Source organism: Pseudomonas sp. B37(2017), assembly GCF_002112885.1.
Lineage (GTDB): Bacteria > Pseudomonadota > Gammaproteobacteria > Pseudomonadales > Pseudomonadaceae > Aquipseudomonas > Aquipseudomonas paraglycinae.
Window position 1 is genome coordinate 294,314 of the sequence record NZ_NEIX01000006.1, and the last position, 21,299, is coordinate 315,612.

The following is a 21,299-nucleotide window of genomic DNA, read 5'->3' on the forward strand; positions in this document are numbered from 1 at the left end:
TTCTCGATAAATAAAAGTCTTTTGCCAGATACAAAACCGGCCCCTAAGGGCCGGTTGAAACTCAGTTGTTGTACAGATCGATGATCGCACTGACCGCCTGGGTCTTGACCTTCGAGGCATCGTTGCGTGCCTGTTCGATCTTGTTCAGGTAAGCCTCGTCGACGTCGCCGGTGACGTACTTGCCGTCAAACACTGCGCAATCGAAGTTTTCGATCTTGATCTTGCCGCCACCGACCGCCTCGATCAAGTCAGGCAGGTCCTGATAGATCAGCCAGTCAGCGCCGATCAGGTCAGCGACATCCTGAGTCGAACGGTTGTGCGCGATCAGCTCGTGAGCGCTCGGCATATCGATGCCGTACACGTTCGGGAAGCGCACAGCCGGAGCCGCCGAGCAGAAGTAGACGTTTTTCGCGCCAGCTTCGCGGGCCATCTGGATGATCTGCTTGCAGGTGGTGCCGCGAACGATCGAGTCGTCCACCAGCATCACGTTCTTGCCGCGGAATTCCAGTTCGATGGCGTTGAGCTTCTGGCGTACCGATTTCTTGCGCGCGGCCTGGCCGGGCATGATGAAGGTACGGCCGATATAACGGTTCTTGACGAAACCTTCGCGGAATTTCACGCCCAGATGGTTGGCCAGCTCCAGCGCGGCAGTGCGGCTGGTGTCCGGAATCGGGATGACCACGTCGATGTCGTGCTCAGGACGCTCGCGCAGGATCTTCTCCGCCAGCTTCTCACCCATGCGCAGACGGGCCTTGTAGACCGACACGCCGTCGATGATCGAGTCCGGACGCGCCAGGTAGACGTGTTCGAAAATGCACGGGGTCAGGGACGGATTGGTCGCGCACTGACGGGTGTGCAGCTTGCCGTCTTCAGTGATGTAGACCGCTTCGCCCGGCGCCAGGTCGCGGATCAGGGTGAAACCGAGCACGTCAAGCGAAACGCTTTCGGAAGCGATCATGTACTCGACGCCTTCGTCGGTGTGACGCTGGCCGAACACGATCGGGCGGATGCCGTGCGGGTCACGGAAACCGACGATGCCGTAACCGGTCACCATCGCCACGACCGCGTAACCACCGACGCAACGGTTATGCACGTCGGTCACGGCGGCAAACACGTCTTCTTCGGTCGGTTGCAGCTTGCCGCGCTGGGCCAGCTCGTGAGCGAACACGTTCAGCAGCACTTCCGAGTCGGAACTGGTGTTGACGTGACGCAGATCGGATTCGTAGATCTCTTTGGCCAACTGTTCAACGTTGGTCAGGTTACCGTTGTGCGCCAGGGTGATGCCGTACGGCGAGTTGACGTAGAACGGCTGAGCCTCGGCCGAGGTCGAGCTGCCGGCAGTCGGGTAACGGACGTGGCCGATACCCATGTGGCCGACCAGGCGCTGCATGTGACGCTGTTGAAACACGTCACGCACCAGGCCATTGTCCTTGCGCAAGAACAACCGGCCATCATGGCTGGTCACGATACCGGCAGCGTCCTGGCCGCGGTGCTGGAGCACGGTTAGCGCGTCATACAGCGCCTGATTGACGTTCGACTTACCGACGATACCGACGATGCCACACATGCGACGCAACCCCTACTTAATGGATCTGAACTGAACAACACTCACTGAGGCGTTTTGGCCGACGGCAAGAGTTGCTCCTTGAACGGAATATCAGCGGGTACGCTGATTCCGCTGGCAAGCCACTGACTGCTCCACCCGAGAATCAGGTTCTTGGACCAGTCTGCGACCAATAGAAACTTTGGCACGAGCTGTGATTCTTTCCACCACCCGTCCTGCTGTACCGGCCCCAGGCTCAACAGCCCGACCGCCACAACCACAAGCAACACGCCACGCGCAGCGCCGAAGGCCATGCCGAGGAATCGATCGGTCCCGGACAACCCGGTGACGCGAACCAACTCGCCGATAAGATAATTGATCATTGCGCCCACGATCAGTGTGGCGACAAACATGATGGCACAGCCCGTGATCACACGAGCCGACGGTGTTTGAATGTATCCGGCGAGGTACTCGGACAGTGAACCACCGAACATCCAGGCAACGGCTCCTGCGATGATCCAGGTCACCAGCGACAATGCTTCTTTGACGAAGCCGCGGCTCAAACTGATCAAAGCGGAGATGGCGATGATTGCAACGATCGCCCAGTCAACCCAGGTAAATGGCACAGTGCAGCCTACAGACGGATAAGGCGGCGCATTTTAGCAGAGCGCAGGGCTGTCGGTAAGCTGCGAATGTCAGTGCATTTCAATCGGGGCGATAGATTTCAGCCACGCTCGGGCTGGAAGCGCACCACAAACCCCTTGAGGTTCTGCTGGCGGCTCAACAGATCGCGCAGACGATCGGCTTCGGCGCGCTCGATCAGCGGGCCGACGAACACCCGGTTCTTGCCATCGGCGGAACGGATGTAAGCGTTATAGCCCTGGCTGCGCAGGGTTTTCTGCAGGCTTTCAGCGCTGGCACGGCTCGACAGACTGGCCAGTTGCACCGACCAGCTCACCGACAGGCCATTGGCATCGACGCGGCTTTGAGTGGTATCGGGTTTGGCAGACAGCGCAGCGATCGGCTGGGCCGGGGCCGTGGTTGGCTTGACCACGGGAGCTGGAGCAGGCGTCGGTGCAACCGGTTTGGCTACAGGCGCCGGAGCCGGGGCTGGCGCGGTGGAAGCAATCGGTGCCGCTGGCGCAGCCTGCTCGGCGACTTCGTCATCGCTCGGCACTGGCTCTTGCGGCAGAACCCGCGGCTCGGGCACGGCCACGGTTTCCATCTGGATCTGCGCCACGGCAGGCGCCTGCGGTGCGGCCGGCGCATCGACGGTTACCTGACGCTGCTCATCCTGACGGGAAAACAGCATCGGCAGGAAAATCACCGCCAGCGCCACCAGCACCAGGGCACCGACCATGCGCTGTTTGTACGCTTTATCCAGCAAAGCCATTTGCCGCTTCCTCCGTGGAGCGCCGAGACAGCCATTCGAGGGCCTCGGCGACACAATAAAATGATCCGAACAGCAAGATCTCGTCGTCGCTGGTGGCCACTGCACACTGCCCTTCCAGCGCAGCCGCCACACTGTCATAAGACGTGACCGACGCGCCAAGGTTCTGCAGTGCAACATTCAATTCAGCCACCGGACGCGCACGCGGCGAATCCAGCGGCGCCACCGCCCAATGCTGGACGCTGGCATTCAATTCACCGATGACACCGTCCAGATCCTTGTCCGCCAACAGGCCGAACACCGCCAGACGCTTGCCGACCGGTGGACGCGCAGCCAGACGCCGCGCCAGATACTCCGCCGCATGCGGGTTATGGCCAACGTCCAGCAGCAGGTTCAAGCGCTTGCCGTTCCATTCGAACAAACGACGATCCAGGCGACCGACCACGCGAGTCGCCTGCAACGCCGCAACAATCTGTTTGGCATCCCATGGCAAACCGAGCAGCAGATAAGCCTGCAACGCCAGCGCGGCGTTCTCCATCGGCAGATCAAGCAGCGGCAAATCACGCAACTCGACGACCTGACCGTCAGCATCAGTGCCGCGCCACTGCCAGAATTGATCCGTGATACCCAGATCGAAATCACGCCCGCGCAGGAAGAACGGGCAAGCAAGCTCGCGCGCCTTGTCCAGCAGGGGTTGTGGAGGATTCAGATCGCCGCACAGCGCAGGTTTGCCCTGACGGAAAATCCCGGCCTTCTCGAAGGCCACCGATTCGCGGGTATTGCCCAGGTAGTCGGCGTGATCGACACCGATGCTGGTGACCAGCGCGATATCGGCATCGACCACGTTGACCGTGTCCAGACGCCCGCCCAGCCCGACTTCCAGCACCACCGCATCGAGCCCGGCCTGTTGAAACAGCCAGAACGCCGCCAGGGTGCCCATTTCGAAGTAAGTCAGGGAAGTGTCGCCGCGCCCCGCTTCGACCGCCGCGAAGGCTTCGCACAGCTGCGCGTCAGTGGCTTCGACGCCATTGAGCTGCACCCGCTCGTTGTAACGCAGCAGGTGCGGAGAATTGTAGACACCGACGCTCAGGCCCTGCGCCCGCAGCAATGAAGCCACGAAAGCGCAGGTCGAACCCTTGCCGTTGGTGCCGGTGACCGTAATCACCCGAGGCGCCGGCTGGCCCAGTCCCATGCGGGACGCTACCTGTTGCGAACGCTCCAGCCCCATGTCGATGGCCGATGGATGCAACTGTTCAAGGTAGGCGAGCCACTCGCCAAGGGTGCGCTCGGTCATACGTTGGCAGGCACCGGCGGAACGACGATCGGCTCGATCGGCGCGGCAACGAAGGTCGGGGTCGGCTTGCCGGTCAGTTGCGCCAGCAGGTTACCCAGACGCGGACGCAGTTCGCGACGGTCGATGATCAGGTCGATTGCACCGTGCTCCAGCAGGAACTCGCTGCGCTGGAAGCCTTCCGGCAGTTTTTCGCGCACGGTCTGCTCGATCACGCGTGGACCGGCGAAGCCGATCAGGGCTTTAGGCTCGCCGACGATCACGTCGCCCAGCATCGCCAGACTGGCGGAAACGCCGCCGTAGACCGGGTCGGTCAGCACGGAGATGAACGGAATGCCTTCTTCACGCAGACGCGCCAGCACAGCCGAAGTCTTGGCCATCTGCATCAGCGAGATCAGGGCTTCCTGCATCCGCGCGCCACCGGAGGCGGAGAAGCAGACCATCGGGCAACGGTTTTCCAGCGCGTAGTTGGCGGCGCGTACGAAGCGCTCACCGACGATGGCGCCCATGGATCCGCCCATGAAGCTGAATTCGAACGCCGAAACCACGACAGGCATGCCCAGCAGGGTGCCGCTCATGGAAACCAGTGCGTCTTTCTCGCCGGTCTGCTTCTGGGCAGCGACCAGACGGTCCTTGTACTTCTTGCCGTCGCGGAATTTCAGACGGTCAACCGGCTCCAGGTCGGCGCCCAGTTCGGCACGGCCTTCGGCGTCCAGGAAGATGTCGATGCGCGCACGTGCACCGATGCGCATGTGGTGGTTGCACTTAGGGCAAACGTCCAGGGTCTTTTCCAGCTCCGGACGATACAGCACAGCCTCGCAGGACGGGCATTTGTGCCACAGACCTTCAGGGACCGAGCTCTTCTTGACCTCGGAACGCATGATCGAAGGGATCAGCTTGTCTACCAACCAGTTGCTCATGCTTTCTTTCTCCAGTACCGGCGGCCCGAACGCTCTGGTTCGCGGCCCCGCGTATGCCCTTCAGCTAAATTCATGTGTGGCGATGATCGGCCGGGCTGCCGGGTCAGCGGAACTGACCTGCGTACACCCCGAAAAGACCCTCAGCCTCTTTTCTACAGAGCTGTGGACGGCGGCAGTCTGCCAGCCGTCACATCAGCGTACGGCGTTGATGAATGCACGAATCTTTGCGTGATCCTTGATGCCCTTGCTCGCCTCTACCCCGCCGCTGACATCCACGGCATACGGCCGCACCCGGGCGATCGCATCGGCGACGTTCTCCGGCGTCAGGCCGCCGGCCAGAATCAACGGTTTGCTCAAGCCTTGCGGAATCAATGACCAGTCGAACGCCTCGCCGGTTCCGCCGGGCACGCCTTCGACATAAGTGTCGAGCAGCACGCCGCTGGCGCTCGGGTAGGCATTGCAAGCGGCGGCGATGTCATCGCCGGCCTTGACCCGCAGGGCCTTGATGTACGGCCGGTGCCAGCCTTCGCAGTCGGCGGCGGTTTCGTCGCCGTGAAATTGCAGCAGATCCAGCGGCACGGCATCGAGGATTTCCCCGAGTTCGCAGCGGCTGGCATTGACGAACAGCCCGACCGTGGTCACGAACGGCGGCAATGCGGCGATGATCGCCCGCGCCTGCTGCACGGTCACGGCCCGCGGACTTTTAGCGTAGAACACAAAACCGATGGCATCGGCCCCGGCCTCGACGGCTGCCAACGCATCTTCTATGCGGGTAATCCCGCAAATCTTGCTGCGAACGGCTGACATGTCGATAAAAACCCCAAGGCAAATCCGAGAAAGTCCCGGATGGTAACAAATGCGTTCGAGGGCGTCAGCCGTCAAGTTCCGAGAAACCCGTAAGGAAATGTGGCCCGATGAAACGCTCGGGCAACGGGAACTCGTCGTGGTACTCGACCTGCACCAGATACAGGCCGAACGGATGCGCCGTGACCCCGCCGGAACGCCGCTCGCGGCTCTCCAGCACTTCTTTCATCCACTCCACGGGCCGCTCGCCGGCGCCAATAGTCATCAGCACACCGGCGATGTTGCGCACCATGTGATGCAGGAACGCGTTGGCGCGGATGTCCAGAACGATCATTTTGCCGTGCCGGGTCACGCGCAGGTGGTGCATCTTCTTGATCGGCGACTTGGCCTGGCACTGGCCGGCACGGAAGGCACTGAAATCATGGGTACCGATCAGGTACTGCGCGGCTTCGGCCATGCGCTCGACGTCCAGCGGACGGTGATTCCAGGTGATTTCTTCGTTGAGATGCGCCGGGCGGATCTGATCGTTGTAGATCACGTAGCGATATCGCCGGGCAATCGCCTTGAATCGCGCATGGAAATGCGCCGGCATGACCTTCGCCCAACTGACGCTGATGTCGTGGGGCAGATTGATGTTGGCGCCCATGACCCAGGCTTTCAGCGAACGGTCGACCTGAGTATCGAAATGCACCACTTGCCCGCAGGCATGCACACCGGCATCGGTGCGCCCGGCACATTGCAGCGAGATCGGCGAGTCGGCGACCTTCGACAGGGCTTTTTCCAGGGTTTCCTGCACGGTGAGCACACCGGTGGACTGGCGCTGCCAGCCGCTGTAGCGCGAGCCCTTGTATTCAACGCCCAACGCGACGCGGAAAAAGCCTTCGGGTGCCATTTCGGCGGCCGGGTTATCTATGTTTGCCAAGTCGGTACAGCCTGCTGATCTACAAAGGCGGGCATTATAAGGCGGCGGGACGGGGAAACCAGACCCAAACAAAAACGGCAGCCTCATGGGCTGCCGTTTTGTTTACCGCTGAATGCCGACTCAGGCCAGATGCGAAAGCATTTCGCTCGCTTCGCTCTTCTGCTTGTCGTTCCCCTCGCTGATGACTTCATTGAGGATGTCGCGCGCGCCGTCGTTGTCGCCCATGTCGATGTAGGCCTGAGCCAGATCGAGCTTGGTCGCGGCTTCGTCGGTCCCGGACAGGAAGTCGAAGTCATCCTCACCCAGATCATCGCCCAACGCGGCATCAGCTTCGGTGAAGCTTGGCTCGTTGATACTGCTCGACAGACGATCCAGTTCGGCGTTGACGTCGTCCAGTTCGGCGGCGAACGCATCCGGCTCGGCAGGCGCCGCGTCCATTTCGTCAGCCAGGGACAGGTCGAAATCGGCTGGCAGCTCCAGATCGTCCTGCGGCACGTCGGCCACGGTTGGGGTTTCGACCAGCGGCAGATCCTTCACGCCCTCGTCCAGATCCAGCAGGAAGTCATCGTCTGCCAACTCGACCGGCGCAGGCGCCGGATCGGCGCCGAGGTCCAGATCCAGGTCGAAGTCCGACAGGTCGTCGAGGTTTTCCTTGATGTCGGTCTGCTGTTGCAGCACCGACTCGAAGCTCAGGTCGTCGTCAGTCGGGAACGCGTCCAGCTCGACCGGTGCTTCCGGCTCGACAGCCGCCACAGGCTCAACCGGCGTGATGTTGTCGAGATCGTCGAGGCTCAGGTCGAAAGCGCTGTCCAGTTCGTCATCTGCCGCAACAGGAGCCTCAGGCTCGTCGAGCAACAGCTCCTTGACGTAATCCTCGTCCAGCTCGGCGGCAATCGCCGCTGCCGCCAGACCGCTGGCCGCAACGACCGCCATGGCCGGGAAGCGGCTTTTCAGCTCTTCGACCTTGGCGAAGTTGTCGCCATTGGCAACCAGTTGACGCTCCTGACCGACGAAGGCATCGCGATCACCCTGGCGACCGTAGACTTCCATCAGCTTCAGACGCAGATCGCTGCGCTGCGGCTCCAGGCTCACGCCCTCCTCCAGCAACGCGGCGGCTTGATTCAGACGACCGCCATCGATGTGCGACTGCGCCTTGTCCAGCACGTCGTCGGAACGCTCGGCGGCAGGTGCCACCAGCGGCGCGGCGATCGGCTCGGCCATCACGACTGGAGCAACTACAGCAGCAGCGGCGGCAGGCGCCGGAGCCGGGGCCGGGGCCGGGGCCGGGGTCAGCTTGACGCTGGCGGCTGGCACTTCCAGACCTTCAAAGCTGCTTTCCGGCAGATCGAGGTCCTGGGAGAAGGATTGCTCCTCCAGCGCACGGGCCATGCGCAGGTGTTTTTCGGCTTCCTGTTGCGCCTTGCGGCGACGGGCCAGCAGCAACAGCAGGAGCAGCAGAACCACTGCGCCGCCACCGACCAGACCCAGCAGGATCGGATTGGTCAGCAGTTCGTTGAAGGTTTTCTCGTCATCGGCGGCGGACGTCGTTTCAACCACAGGCTCGACAACCGGCTCGACCGGTGCCGGAGCAGCAGCCTCAGGCGCAGGTGCGGCCGGGGCCGCCTCTGCCGGAGTAGCCGGCGGCGTGGCCGCCAGTTCCGCGGTGATCGCCGGCACTACTGGCGCAGTCGCGGTGGCTGGAGCAGCGCCCGAACCTTCGGCCTGCATTTTCGCCAGTTGATTGTTCTTCAGCTCGATCAGGCGTTGCAGCTTGTCCAGCTGGCTTTGCAGATCGGCCATGCGGCTTTTCAGTTCTTCGTTGTCACGACGGGTGGTGTCGAGACTTTCCTGAGTGACCGCCAGTTTGTTGCTCAGGGCCTTGGCATCGCCGGCCGGGCCCTTGCCACGCGCCTTGGCGCTTTCGGCGGACACCAGGCTCAGGTTGTCCTTGGCGTTTTGCGCAGCAGCGGTATTGGCGCGACCACGATTGGTCGCATCGAGTTGCTGCTGACCGGTGCCCGGCTTGGCCACATAACGACGGCCCTGACGCCAGGCTTCGTTCTGCGCCGCCACTTCGGCAATCGCCTTGGACTGCGGCAGTGCGGTGCTTTGCACCTGATCCGGAAGACGCAGCACCTGACCGGTTTTCAGGCGGTTGATGTTGCCGCCGATGAACGCGTCCGGGTTCAAAGCCTGGATCGCCAGCATGGTCTGCTGCACCGAACCGCCAGTGCGCGCCTTGGCGGCGATTTCCCACAGGGTGTCGCGCGGCGTGGTGGTGTGGGTCGAATGCGTGGCGCCGGTGGTCGGTGCGGTGATGGTTTGCGCTGGCGCTGGTTGAGCGGCGGCGTCAGCGGTCTGCGGCGAGAACTTCGACGGATCCAGCAGCACGCTGTAATCACGCAGCAGACGGCCGTTCGGCCACATCACCTGCACGAGGAATTTCACCATCGGTTCCGACAGCGGCTTGCTCGACGTTACGCGCAGCACGCTTTTGCCGCTGGCGTTGAGCACCGGGGTGAAAGTCAGATCATTGAGGAAGGCCTGGCGATCGACGCCGGCCTTGGCGAAATCTTCGGGCGAGGCCAGGTTCGGCACCACTTCGGCAGCGGTCAGATCCTTGACATCGAGCAGCTCGATTTCCGCCACCAGCGGCTGGTTCAGGGTCGACTTCAGGGTCAGCTCCCCGAGCCCGAGGGCATGCGCCATACCGGAGGACAGCGCCGAGGCGGCCGCTATTGCTAACACCAGTTTGCGAACTTGAACCATAGCCTCTTCCTTTGTTTGAACGTTCCTCGGCCAGCGAGAAGATATTGATTGTCGCTGCCGTAAGGCATTGCGCGCGACGACGACAGCATGCCGCGCGCGATCATTTCTTTGATGCCCCGGAAAGTCCCGGAGGGTGACACGTCATCGAGTGCTCCGGCCAAGCATAGCGCTCGCCTAGAATCAGTCGACAAATTGTTGCCAAGTATCTTTTACAGCAGGTCTTTTATCAACAACTCGGCGACCTGCACGGCGTTGAGGGCCGCACCTTTGCGTACGTTATCTGACGTCAGCCACAGATTAAGTTCCGACGGTTCGTCGACACCGGCACGCACGCGCCCGACGTAGACCACGTCCTGCCCCACCGCGTCACCGACGGCGGTTGGATAATCGCCGGCCTCGACCAGCTCGATACCCTCGGCCTCTTCAAGCGCAGCATTGACCTTTTCCAGGTCGACCGCGCTCGCTGACTGCAAGGTCACGCTAAAGCTATCGCCAAAAAACACCGGGGCTTGAACGCAAGTTGCGGAAATCTTTAATAAAGGCTTGGCCAGCACCTGACGCAGCTCGCGAACCAGACGTTTTTCCAGCAGCGTGTGGCCTTGCGCGTCCGGCGTGCCGACCTGAGCCAGCAGGTTGAAAGCCATTTGCCGGTCGAAGAATGTCGGCTCCAGCGGACGCATGTTCAGCAGTTCGGCGGTCTGGCGCGCCAGCTCGGTCACGGCTTCGCGGCCTTGGGCGGAAACCGCCAGATTGGCGGTGACATGCACGTATTGCAGCTCGATCAGATCGAGCAGCGGCGCCAGCACCACAGCCAACGTAGTAGCCGACGGGCTCGGGCTGCTGACCTGGAACGGTACTTTCAAACCGGCCAGCACATCGGCATTGGCTTCCGGCACCACTTGCGGCGCCTGATCCGCCGGCAAGGCGCCAGACAAATCAACCAGCGAGCAACCTGCCGCATGCGCACGGGCGGCGTAACTCAAAGTGATGGCAGGGCCGGCGGCAAAGAACGCAAGCTTGACCTTGCTGAAATCGAACTCGTCGACTTCGCGCACGCGCACGTTCTTGTTGCGAAACAGCACCGAGCTGCCCGCGGATTCGCTGCTGGCCAGCAGGTGCAACGTGCCGACCGGGAAATCGCGCTCTTCGAGAATCTGCACGAGGGTTTCGCCGACAGTACCGGTGGCGCCGATCACGGCAATATCAAGGGTCTGGGTCATGTTGCTACCTCTGGCGAAACGGGGGGAGCGGCACTTTACCGGGTGAGTCGCACACAGGCAATTCGCGCCCGCCACGAAGAGCGGACGCGGAGCGTCCATGGCTGCATTCCCACGCAGAGCGTGGGAACGATCAACAGGTACAAAAAAACCCGCGCCTCTTGCAAGGCGCGGGTTCTTTCATTGCATCAAGCGATCAACGCTCAAGCAGGATCCGCAGCATGCGGCGCAGCGGTTCGGCCGCGCCCCACAGCAGTTGGTCGCCGACGGTGAAAGCACCGACGAACTGCGAACCCATGTTCAGCTTGCGCAGACGACCGACCGGTACGTTCAGGGTGCCGGTGACTTTCGTCGGGCTCAGCTCCTGCATGCTGATTTCGCGCTGGTTAGGCACCAGTTTGACCCAAGGGTTGTGCTGGCTGATCAGCCCTTCGATGTCGGCGATCGGCACGTCTTTGTTCAGCTTGATGGTCAGCGCCTGGCTGTGGCAACGCATGGCGCCGATGCGCACGCAGATGCCGTCGACCGGGATCGGGCTCTTGAAGCGACCGAGGATCTTGTTGGTCTCGGCCTGGGCCTTCCACTCTTCACGGCTCTGGCCGTTCGGCAGCTCCTTGTCGATCCACGGGATCAGGCTGCCGGCCAGCGGTACGCCGAAGTTTTCGGTCGGGTACGCGTCGCTGCGCATGGCGTCGGCCACACGACGGTCGATGTCGAGGATCGCGCTGGCAGGATCAGCCAGTTGATCGGCGACAGCGGCGTGGGTCGCACCCATCTGCTTGATCAGTTCACGCATGTTCTGCGCGCCGGCACCGGAGGCCGCCTGATAGGTCATGGCGCTCATCCACTCCACCAGACCGGCCTCGAACAGACCGCCCAGGCCCATCAGCATCAGGCTGACGGTGCAGTTGCCGCCGATGTAGTTCTTGGTGCCCGCGTCGAGCTGCTGGTCGATGACCTTGCGGTTGACCGGATCGAGGATGATGACGGCGTCGTCGTTCATCCGCAGGCTCGAGGCCGCGTCGATCCAGTAACCCTGCCAGCCGGCTTCGCGCAGCTTCGGGAACACTTCGCTGGTGTAGTCGCCGCCCTGGCAGGTCAGGATCACGTCGAGGGTCTTCAGCTCTTCAATGCTGTAAGCGTCCTTGAGCGGAGCAATGTCCTTGCCCACGGACGGGCCTTGGCCACCGACATTGGAAGTGGTGAAAAACACCGGCTCGATAAGATCGAAATCCTGCTCTTCCAGCATCCGCTGCATGAGCACGGAACCGACCATGCCGCGCCAACCGATCAGACCTACACGTTTCATCGCAACTACACCTTCTTGAAAAGTGGGCCGCTGCTTTGTATTGAATTTCGCAGCGGGCCCGAGAGATTACAGATTCCGCAGCGCGGCGACTACTGCGTCACCCATTTCCTGCGTACCGACTTTAGTGCAACCGGTCGAAAAGATGTCGCCGGTGCGCAGACCTTGATCCAGCACCACGCTGACCGCTTTCTCGATGGCATCCGCCGCTTGGTGCAGATTGAAGCTGTAACGCAGCATCATCGACACCGACAGAATGGTCGCCAGCGGGTTGGCGATGCCTTTGCCGGCGATGTCCGGCGCCGAACCGTGGCAAGGCTCGTACATGCCCTTGTTGTTGGCGTCCAGCGAGGCCGACGGCAGCATGCCGATGGAACCGGTGAGCATCGACGCTTCGTCGGACAGGATGTCGCCGAACATGTTGTCGGTGACGATCACGTCGAACTGCTTCGGCGCACGCACCAGTTGCATGGCGGCGTTGTCGACGTACATGTGGCTCAGCTCGACGTCCGGGTAATCCTTGGCGACCTGCTCGACCACTTCACGCCACAGTTGGCTGGACGCCAGTACGTTGGCCTTGTCCACCGAGCACAGCTTCTTGCCACGCACGCGGGCCATGTCGAAACCGACACGGGCGATACGGCGGATTTCGCTTTCGCTGTACGGCAGCGTGTCGTAGGACTGACGCTCGCCGTTTTCCAGGGTACGGGTGCCACGCGGCGCGCCGAAATAGATGCCGCCGGTCAGCTCACGGACGATCAGGATGTCCAGGCCGGCAACGATTTCCGGCTTCAGGCTCGAAGCGTCAGCCAGTTGCGGGTACAGGATCGCCGGACGCAGGTTGCCGAACAGGCCCAGTTGCGCACGGATTTTCAGCAGGCCGCGCTCAGGGCGGATGTCACGCTCGATGGTGTCCCATTTCGGGCCGCCCACGGCGCCCAGCAGCACAGCGTCGGCTGCGCGGGCACGCTCGAGGGTTTCGTCGGCCAGCGGCACGCCGTGCTTGTCGATGGCGGCGCCACCGATCACGTCATGGCTCAGCTCGAAGCCCAGGCTGTACTTGTCGTTGGCCAGTTCCAGCACCTTGACCGCTTCGGCCATGATTTCCGGACCAATACCGTCGCCTGGGAGAATCAGAATCTGCTTGCTCATGCTTTCCTCGTGTCTTCAGTCGGTGCGCCATCGACTGGCGCGCCCGGAAAAATACTTATCGTTCCAAAATTACTTTTCAGCCCAGAGCACCAGTACATCTGTACTGAACGAACCATCGGCCTCAATCTCAAAATATTCGCGCACTTCGTTGCCCATCGATTGCTGCAACTGGCGGATCGCGGCGCGCATCACTTCGGGTGTGCGCATGCGCTCGACCCAGCTGTTGTACTCCAGACGCAGGCGCTGACGCGTGGTGCTGCGGGTGTGCAGCCCCGATTCGCTGACCTGGCGCATCCACTCACTGGCCGAATAATCGCGCACATGGCTGGTGTCACGCAGCACTTCGACGCTCTGCAAATAGGTATCGAACAGCGGACTGCCCGGCGACAGCACATCGATGAACGCCGCCACGCCGCCCGGTTTCAGCACCCGGCGCACTTCGCGCAAGGCCACGCCGAGATCGCTCCAATGGTGCGCCGAATAGCGGCTGAACACGAAGTCGAATTCGCCATCGGCAAACGGCAGACGCTCGGCGGCGCCATTGACCGTGGACACATTGCTCAAGCCGCGATCAACGGCCGCGGCGGCAACCACGTCGAGCATCTGTTGCGACAGGTCGTACGCCACCACTTCTTTCACCAACGGGGCAACGTGAAAACTCACGTGCCCGGCGCCGCAACCCAGATCCAGCACCCGCGCCTCGCCCTGCCCCGCCAGTTCAGCCTGCAGCAGCGCAAATTCAGTGCCTTGAGCGTGAACGGCGCTGCTCAGGTAGGCGGCGGCCTGTTCACCGAATTGCTTTTGTACAACCTGACTGTGGGCGGTGCTGGTCATGGTCACATCCTGATAGCTGTGTTGTTTGAACTGCCCCTTCGCGAGCAAGCTCGCTCCCACAAGGGAATGCATTTCAAATGTGGGAGCGAGCTTGCTCGCGAAGGGGCCAGCCCTGACTACATCAATCTCACGCGTCGCGGAACAACCATGGCTGGCTCGCGCGATGCTTGGCTTCGAACGCGGCAATCGCATCGCCGTCCTGCAAGGTCAGGCCGATATCGTCCAGACCGTTGAGCAGGCAATGCTTGCGGAACGCGTCGATCTCGAAGCGGTAGACCTTGCCGTTCGGGCTGGTCACGGTCTGCTCGTGCAGATCGATCTGCAACTGATAGCCCGGCGCGGCCTCGACTTGCTTGAACAGCTCGTCGACTTCGGCGTCGCTCAAGATGATCGGCAGCAAACCGTTCTTGAAGCTGTTGTTGAAGAAAATGTCGGCATAACTCGGCGCGATGATGCTGCGGAAACCGTACTCTTCCAGCGCCCACGGCGCGTGTTCACGGCTGGAGCCGCAACCGAAGTTCTCGCGGGCCAGCAACACGCTGGCGCCTTGATAACGCTCGGCGTTGAGCACGAATTCCTTGTTCAGCGGACGCTTGGAGTTGTCCTGATACGGCTGACCCACATCGAGGTAACGCCACTCGTCGAACAGGTTCGGGCCGAAACCGGTGCGCTTGATCGACTTCAGAAACTGCTTCGGAATGATCTGGTCAGTGTCGACGTTGGCACGATCCAGAGGCGCGACGAGACCAGTGTGCTGGGTAAAAGCTTTCATGCTGCGCTCCTTTAGATCAATTCACGAACGTCGATGAAACGACCGTTCACCGCCGCCGCAGCGGCCATGGCCGGGCTGACGAGGTGGGTACGGCCACCGGCGCCCTGACGGCCTTCGAAGTTACGGTTGGAGGTCGAGGCGCAATGCTCGCCGGACTCCAAACGGTCCGGGTTCATCGCCAGACACATCGAGCAACCCGGCTCGCGCCATTCGAAACCGGCTTCGAGGAAGATCTTGTCCAGACCTTCGGCTTCAGCCTGCGCCTTCACCAGACCCGAGCCCGGCACCACGATGGCCTGCTTGATGGTCGAAGCGACCTTGCGGCCCTTGGCGATCACAGCGGCAGCACGCAAGTCTTCGATCCGCGAGTTGGTGCAGGAACCGATGAATACGCGGTCGAGCTGAATGTCGGTGATCGCCTGATTGGCGGTCAAACCCATGTATTTCAAGGCACGGACGATCGAGTCGCGCTTGACCAGATCCATTTCCTTGGCCGGGTCCGGCACGTTCTGATCAACGGCCAGCACCATTTCCGGCGAAGTGCCCCAGCTGACTTGCGGCTTGATCTGCGCGGCGTCGAGCTCGACCACGGTGTCGAAATGCGCGTCGGCGTCGGACACCAGGTCTTTCCAGGACTCGACCGCCAGATCCCACTCGGCGCCTTTCGGAGCGAACGGACGACCGTTGACGTAATCCACAGTCTTCTGGTCCGCCGCCACCAGGCCCACGCGGGCGCCGGCTTCGATGGACATGTTGCAGATGGTCATGCGGCCTTCGATCGACAAATCGCGAATCGCGCTGCCGGCGAACTCAATGGCATGGCCGTTACCGCCGGCAGTGCCGATCTTGCCGATCACCGCGAGGACGATGTCCTTGGCGGTCACGCCGAACGGCAACTGGCCTTCGACGCGCACCAGCATGTTCTTCATTTTCTTGGCGACCAGGCACTGGGTGGCGAGCACGTGCTCGACCTCGGAAGTGCCGATCCCGTGAGCCAAGGCGCCGAACGCGCCGTGGGTCGAGGTGTGCGAGTCGCCGCAGACCACGGTCATGCCCGGCAAGGTCGCGCCCTGCTCCGGGCTGATCACGTGAACGATGCCCTGACGCACGTCGTTCATCTTGAATTCGACGATGCCGTATTCATCGCAGTTGTCGTCGAGGGTCTGAACCTGCAAACGCGAGACCTGGTCGGCAATGGCTTCGATGCCGCCCTTGCGCTCCGGGGTGGTCGGTACGTTGTGGTCCGGGGTGGCGATGTTGGCATCGATGCGCCACGGCTTGCGCCCGGCCAGACGCAGACCTTCGAAGGCTTGCGGCGAGGTCACTTCGTGGATGATGTGACGATCGATATAGATCAGCGCCGAGCCATCGTCGCGCTGCTTGACCAAATGCGAATCCCAGAGCTTGTCGTAGAGCGTTTTGCCGGCCATCAGACGGTTCCTCATCAGCTTGTTTCTATGCCCTGGGCTTATCAATAACCCTTTGGCTTGTGAGGCCGATCCTATGGGGTTAGATTAAATAACTCAAATTCATATTTTTTATGCTTTGGATAACCAACTGGAATACGAACATGGACCTGGCCAACCTCAATGCTTTTATCGCGATTGCCGAGACCGGAAGCTTCTCCGGCGCCGGCGAACGGCTGCACCTGACGCAACCGGCGATCAGCAAACGCATCGCCGGGCTGGAGCAGCAATTGAATGTGCGGCTGTTCGACCGGCTCGGTCGTGAAGTGGGCCTGACCGAGGCCGGCCGGGCCCTGCTGCCACGGGCTTATCAGATTCTCAACGTGCTGGACGATACGCGCCGCGCCCTGACCAACCTGACCGGCGAAGTCACGGGCCGCCTGACCCTGGCCACCAGTCACCACATCGGCCTGCACCGTTTGCCGCCCTTATTAAGGGAATACACCCGACGCTACCCACAGGTGGCGCTGGATATTCAGTTCCTCGATTCGGAAGTGGCCTACGAGGAAATTCTCCATGGCCGCGCTGAGCTGGCGGTCATCACTCTGGCGCCGGAGCCGCATACGCTGGTCAAAGCCACGCCGGTCTGGGATGACCCGCTGGACTTCGTGGTCGCCCCGGAACATTCATTGATCAGCAATGGCGCCGTCACATTGGCGGACATTGCCGGTCATCCGGCGGTTTTCCCCGGCGGCAACACCTTTACCCACCATATTGTCCAACGGCTGTTCGAGGCTCAGGGCCTGACGCCGAACATCGCCATGAGCACCAACTACCTGGAAACCATCAAGATGATGGTGTCGATCGGCCTGGCCTGGAGCGTTTTGCCGCGCACGATGCTCGATGAACAGGTGGCGCGCATACCTTTACCGGGCATACAGCTCAGTCGCCAGCTAGGCTATATCCTGCACACTGAAAGGACGCTGTCGAATGCTGCACGGGCGTTTATGGCCCTGCTGGACGCTCAAATCGATCTGCCAGGGACTCTCGGCTAACTTGTGCTACTCCTATAGAGCTGCCGTCCCTGTGCCAAACGCCCACATCAGCTCAAGGCTTCTCGACAATGCCGAAATCTGTTGACCGTATTCCGCCGATGCCGCGTATTCAGGCCATTGATCCACGGCGTTCCGAGCAGAGCTGGGAGAGCGCGCCGCAATTGCTCGCGGCGCTCAACGGCGCCCGCCTCGGCGCCTGGTATTGGGACATCGAGCGCGGGCAGATCAGCTGGTCGCGGGGCACTCAGGCCTTGTTCGGCTTCGACCCGCGGCAACCGCTGCCCGAAGACCTGGAATACCTCGACCTGCTGCCGCCGGAAGACCGGGCGAAAACCATCCGCGCCTTTCACGCGGTGATTGCCGGCGCGCCGCTGGAACAGGCGATGCACCACCGCATCCGCTGGCCCGACGGCAGCCTGCACTGGCTGGAAATCAACGGCAGCCTGCTGCCGGACAAACACGGCCGGCCCCGAATGATCGGGGTGATCCGCGAAATCACCCACCAGCGGCAACGGGAACAGGCCCTCAGCAGCTCCGAAAAACGTTTCGCCACGCTGTTTCACCTGTGCCCGAACATGGTGCTGCTGACCCGTCAGGAAGACGGCCTGATCAGCGAGGCCAACCAGTATTTCGAAAGTCTGTTCGGCTGGCCGGTGCAGAGCGCCATCGGTCGCACCACCCTGGAACTGGGCCTGTGGGTGCATCCCGAGCAACGGGCGGAGCTGGTCAAGAAGACCAAGGCCAAGGGCGAACTGATCAGCATGGAGGTGCAGTTCCGCGCCAGCAACGGCCAGATCCACGACGGCATCCTCAGTGCGCAAAAGGTCGAACTCGAAGGCCAGCCGTACCTGCTCAGCACCTTCCTCGACACCACCGAGCGCAAAGCCGCCGAACATGCCCTGAAAGACAGCCAGGAACGCCTCGACCTGGCGCTGGATTCGGCGCAGCTCGGCACCTGGGACTGGCACATTCCCAGCGGCATGCTCTACGGCTCGGCCCGCGCTGCGCAATTACACGGCCTGGAGCCGAAACCGTTCCATGAATCGTTCGAAGAATTTTTCGAGGGCGTCCCCGGCGAAGAGCGCGACAGCATGCGCGATGCCTATCGCAGCCTGCGCGAAGGCCCGGCCGGCAATTATCAGCTGACTTACCGCGTGCAACTGCCGGACGGCAGCTCGCGTTATCTGGAAAGCCGCGCCCGCCTCTATCGTGACGACAACGGCGTGCCGCTGCGGATGGCCGGTACTCTTCTGGACATCACCGATCAGGTCGAACGCGAACAACGGCTGGTGGCTTCGGAAGAGAAATTCGCCACGCTGTTCCAGGTCAGTCCCGACCCGATCTGCGTGACGCGCCAGGAAACCGGGGAATTCATCGAGATCAACTCCAGTTTTTCCCAGACCTTCGGCTGGAGCGCCAGCGATGTGATCGGCCATACCGCCGAAGAAATCGGCCTGTGGGACGCTTCGGCGAAAAGCCTGCAACGCATCGAGCGGGTGATCCGCGAACAGGGCCTGAGCAATGTCGCGATCATCGTCCAGCACAAGGACGGCCAGTCGCTGACCTGCGTGATTTCCAGCCGCCAGATCAGTGTCGGCAACCAGCCGTGCATCGTCACCACGCTGCGCGATATCACCCAGCAACAGCGCTCGGAAGCGGCGCTCAAGGCCAGCGAAGAGAAATTCGCCAAGGCGTTTCACTCCAGCCCCGACGCGATCACCATCACCGAGCGCGACACCGGGCGCTATCTGGAGGTCAACGACGGTTTCTGCCGCCTCACCGGCTATCGCGCCGACGAAGTGGTGGGCAAAACCGTGTATCAGGTCGGCATCTGGGCCGAAGAAAAACAGCGTTCGGCACTGCTCGCCGAGCTACAGATCAAGGGCCGCGTACATCATCAGGAAATGCTCGGGCGCAACAAGCGCGGCGAGATCCTGACGGTGGAAGTCTCGGTCGAGCCGATCACCCTCAACGAAACCGCGTGCCTGTTGCTGACCGCACGGGACGTCAGCCTGCTGAAGAACGCCGAAGCGCAGATCCGCCACCTGGCCTATCACGACCCGCTGACCAACCTGCCCAACCGCGCACTGTTGATGGACCGCCTGAGCCAGCAGATCGCCCTGCTCAAGCGCCACAATTTGCGCGGTGCGCTGCTGTTTCTCGATCTGGATCACTTCAAGCACATCAACGACTCGCTGGGTCACCCGGTCGGCGACACGGTGCTGAAAATCATCACCGCACGGCTTGAGGCCAGCGTGCGCATGGAAGACACGGTTGCGCGGCTCGGTGGCGATGAGTTCGTGGTGTTGCTCAGCGGTCTGGAGGGGACGCGCAACGAAGTCAGCGCGCAAGTACGCGAGTTGGCCGACACCATTCGCGAGTTGCTGTCGGAGCCGATGTTCCTTGACGGCCAGCGCCTGCAAGTGACACCGAGCATCGGCGTGGCGCTGATTCCCGATCACGGCTCGACCCCGACCGACCTGCTCAAACGCGCCGACATCGCGCTGTACCGCGCCAAGGATTCCGGGCGCAACACCACGCAGATGTATCACAACACCATGCAGAAAGCGGCCAGCGAACGTTTGCGTATGGAGACCGACCTGCGCCTGGCGCTGTCCCGGGGCGAATTCGACGTGCATTACCAACCGCAGATCGACGCCCAGGACAACCGCATCATCGGCGCCGAAGCCCTGGTGCGCTGGAATCACCCGGAACTCGGCGCGCAATCGCCCACCGAATTCATCAAGGTCCTGGAGGACAGCGGGCTGATTCTGGAGGTCGGCACCTGGATCCTCGATGAAGCGTGCGAAGCCTTCAAGCAGTTGATCGCCGAAAAGCTGATCGATCCTCTGGCCTTCAGCCTGTGCGTGAACATCAGTCCCCGGCAGTTCCGCCAGAACGACTTCGTCGAGCGCATCGAGCGCAGCATGAGCAGCCACGGCCTGCCCTGCTCCTTGCTGAAACTGGAAATCACCGAAGGCATCGTCATTCAGAACCTGGAAGACACCATCAGCAAAATGCGTCGCCTGAAAAAACTCGGCGTGAGTTTTGCCATGGACGATTTCGGTACCGGTTATTCATCGCTGACCTATCTGAAACGACTGCCGGTGGACACGCTGAAGATCGACCAGTCGTTCATCCGCGACGCCACCACCGACCCCAACGACGCCGAGATCATCCGCGCCATCGTCGCCATGGCCCGCAGTCTGGAACTGGAAGTGATCGCCGAAGGCGTGGAAACCCCGGAGCAACTGGAGTTCCTGCAAGGGCTGGGTTGCCATTTGTATCAGGGCTATCTGCACAGTCGGCCGGTTGCGTTGGAGGTGTTAAAAGGTTTGCTTGAATGACGGGCACAAAAAAGGGCGCCTTTCGGCGCCCTTCTTCTCGGTCGGCTTATTGCAGAGCCGGCTTCTGCACCCCGTTAATCGGGATGCGCTTGGCTTTCGCCTCTTCCGGGATTACACGCAACAGGTCGATGCTCAACAGACCGTTGCTCAGGCCGGCGGCCTTGATCTCGATGTGATCGGCCAGGCGGAAAGACAACTTGAATGCACGCTGGGCGATGCCCTGGTGCAGGAAAGTGACGCCTTCGTTGGCATCACGCTTGCCGCCACTGATGGTCAACACGCCTTTCTCGACTTGCAGGTCCAGGTCTTCTTCCTGGAAACCGGCCGCCGCCACGACGATGCGGTATTGATCGTCACCGTGTTTTTCGACGTTGTAAGGCGGATAGGTGCTGCCTGGCTCGTTGCGCAGGGCGGTTTCGAACAGGTCGTTGAAACGGTCGAAACCTACCGAGGAACGGAACAGTGGAGCGAGGGAAAATGCGGTACTCATGGTTCAAATCTCCTGAAAACAATCAGCAAGGTTTTTTGTCTCCGCGACCCGAATTCGGCATCGCGTAACCCTTAGATAGGG

17 protein-coding genes are annotated in these 21,299 nt (G+C 61.6%); 2 read left to right on the forward strand and 15 right to left on the reverse strand.

Annotation, left to right across the window (positions count from 1 at the left end; translation table 11 throughout):
• Positions 1-61: 61 nt before the first annotated feature.
• The 14 genes from purF to leuC all read right to left on the reverse strand — a co-directional run bounded on the left by purF (position 62) and on the right by leuC (position 16,350).
• Positions 62-1,567 (reverse strand): amidophosphoribosyltransferase, encoded by a 1,506-nt coding sequence (purF, locus tag CAF90_RS17655; protein ID WP_007956466.1) that lies wholly within the window; start codon positions 1,565-1,567, stop codon positions 62-64.
• A 41-nt stretch (positions 1,568-1,608) separates the two neighbouring features.
• Positions 1,609-2,169 carry a CvpA family protein gene (locus CAF90_RS17660; protein ID WP_007956464.1) on the reverse strand — a complete coding sequence of 187 codons (561 nt, stop codon included), beginning with the start codon at positions 2,167-2,169 and terminating at the stop codon, positions 1,609-1,611.
• Positions 2,170-2,267: 98 nt separating this feature from the next.
• Entirely contained in the window at positions 2,268-2,936 is a 669-nt protein-coding gene (locus tag CAF90_RS17665; protein ID WP_085607858.1) for an SPOR domain-containing protein, read from the reverse strand.
• Positions 2,920-4,227, reverse strand: coding sequence for a bifunctional tetrahydrofolate synthase/dihydrofolate synthase (folC, locus tag CAF90_RS17670; RefSeq protein WP_085607860.1), 1,308 nt, complete (start codon positions 4,225-4,227; stop codon positions 2,920-2,922). Before folC ends, CAF90_RS17665 begins: the two co-directional genes overlap by 17 nt.
• On the reverse strand, positions 4,224-5,144 hold the full coding sequence (accD, locus tag CAF90_RS17675; RefSeq protein WP_007956457.1) for an acetyl-CoA carboxylase, carboxyltransferase subunit beta: 921 nt from the start codon (positions 5,142-5,144) through the stop codon (positions 4,224-4,226). Before accD ends, folC begins: the two co-directional genes overlap by 4 nt.
• 192 nt (positions 5,145-5,336) lie before the next feature.
• The gene (locus CAF90_RS17680) at positions 5,337-5,951 is read right to left on the reverse strand and encodes a phosphoribosylanthranilate isomerase (protein ID WP_007956456.1); all 615 of its coding nucleotides are present in this window, start codon (positions 5,949-5,951) and stop codon (positions 5,337-5,339) included.
• A 64-nt stretch (positions 5,952-6,015) separates the two neighbouring features.
• Positions 6,016-6,840 carry a tRNA pseudouridine(38-40) synthase TruA gene (gene truA, locus CAF90_RS17685; protein WP_085607862.1) on the reverse strand — a complete coding sequence of 275 codons (825 nt, stop codon included), beginning with the start codon at positions 6,838-6,840 and terminating at the stop codon, positions 6,016-6,018.
• A gap of 150 nt (positions 6,841-6,990) precedes the next feature.
• On the reverse strand, positions 6,991-9,639 hold the full coding sequence (locus CAF90_RS17690; protein ID WP_085607864.1) for a FimV/HubP family polar landmark protein: 2,649 nt from the start codon (positions 9,637-9,639) through the stop codon (positions 6,991-6,993).
• Between the two features lie 209 nt (positions 9,640-9,848).
• A complete protein-coding gene (locus CAF90_RS17695) occupies positions 9,849-10,859 on the reverse strand; it encodes an aspartate-semialdehyde dehydrogenase (protein ID WP_007956453.1) in 1,011 nt (336 codons plus the stop codon).
• A gap of 193 nt (positions 10,860-11,052) precedes the next feature.
• Positions 11,053-12,165 (reverse strand): aspartate-semialdehyde dehydrogenase, encoded by a 1,113-nt coding sequence (asd, locus tag CAF90_RS17700; RefSeq protein WP_085607866.1) that lies wholly within the window; start codon positions 12,163-12,165, stop codon positions 11,053-11,055.
• A gap of 66 nt (positions 12,166-12,231) precedes the next feature.
• Positions 12,232-13,314, reverse strand: a complete 1,083-nt coding sequence (gene leuB, locus CAF90_RS17705; protein ID WP_085607868.1) for a 3-isopropylmalate dehydrogenase — start codon at positions 13,312-13,314, stop codon at positions 12,232-12,234.
• Positions 13,315-13,383: 69 nt separating this feature from the next.
• Complete coding sequence (locus CAF90_RS17710; RefSeq protein WP_085607965.1) at positions 13,384-14,148, reverse strand: class I SAM-dependent methyltransferase; 765 nt, start codon at positions 14,146-14,148, stop codon at positions 13,384-13,386.
• Positions 14,149-14,275: 127 nt separating this feature from the next.
• Entirely contained in the window at positions 14,276-14,920 is a 645-nt protein-coding gene (leuD, locus tag CAF90_RS17715; RefSeq protein WP_007956446.1) for a 3-isopropylmalate dehydratase small subunit, read from the reverse strand.
• Between the two features lie 11 nt (positions 14,921-14,931).
• Complete coding sequence (leuC, locus tag CAF90_RS17720; protein WP_007956445.1) at positions 14,932-16,350, reverse strand: 3-isopropylmalate dehydratase large subunit; 1,419 nt, start codon at positions 16,348-16,350, stop codon at positions 14,932-14,934.
• Between the two features lie 140 nt (positions 16,351-16,490).
• Here leuC and CAF90_RS17725 point away from each other — a divergent pair, with 140 nt between their 5' ends.
• Both CAF90_RS17725 and CAF90_RS17730 read left to right on the forward strand, forming a co-directional pair.
• Positions 16,491-17,381, forward strand: coding sequence for a LysR family transcriptional regulator (locus CAF90_RS17725; RefSeq protein WP_007956444.1), 891 nt, complete (start codon positions 16,491-16,493; stop codon positions 17,379-17,381).
• 68 nt (positions 17,382-17,449) lie between these two features.
• The gene (locus CAF90_RS17730; protein WP_085607870.1) at positions 17,450-20,728 is read left to right on the forward strand and encodes a bifunctional diguanylate cyclase/phosphodiesterase; all 3,279 of its coding nucleotides are present in this window, start codon (positions 17,450-17,452) and stop codon (positions 20,726-20,728) included.
• A 46-nt stretch (positions 20,729-20,774) separates the two neighbouring features.
• Here the strand turns inward: CAF90_RS17730 and CAF90_RS17735 are convergent, their stop codons facing one another.
• Positions 20,775-21,218: an Hsp20 family protein gene (locus tag CAF90_RS17735; RefSeq protein WP_007956437.1), complete on the reverse strand. Its 444-nt coding sequence runs from the start codon at positions 21,216-21,218 to the stop codon at positions 20,775-20,777.
• Between the last annotated feature and the right edge of the window lie 81 nt (positions 21,219-21,299).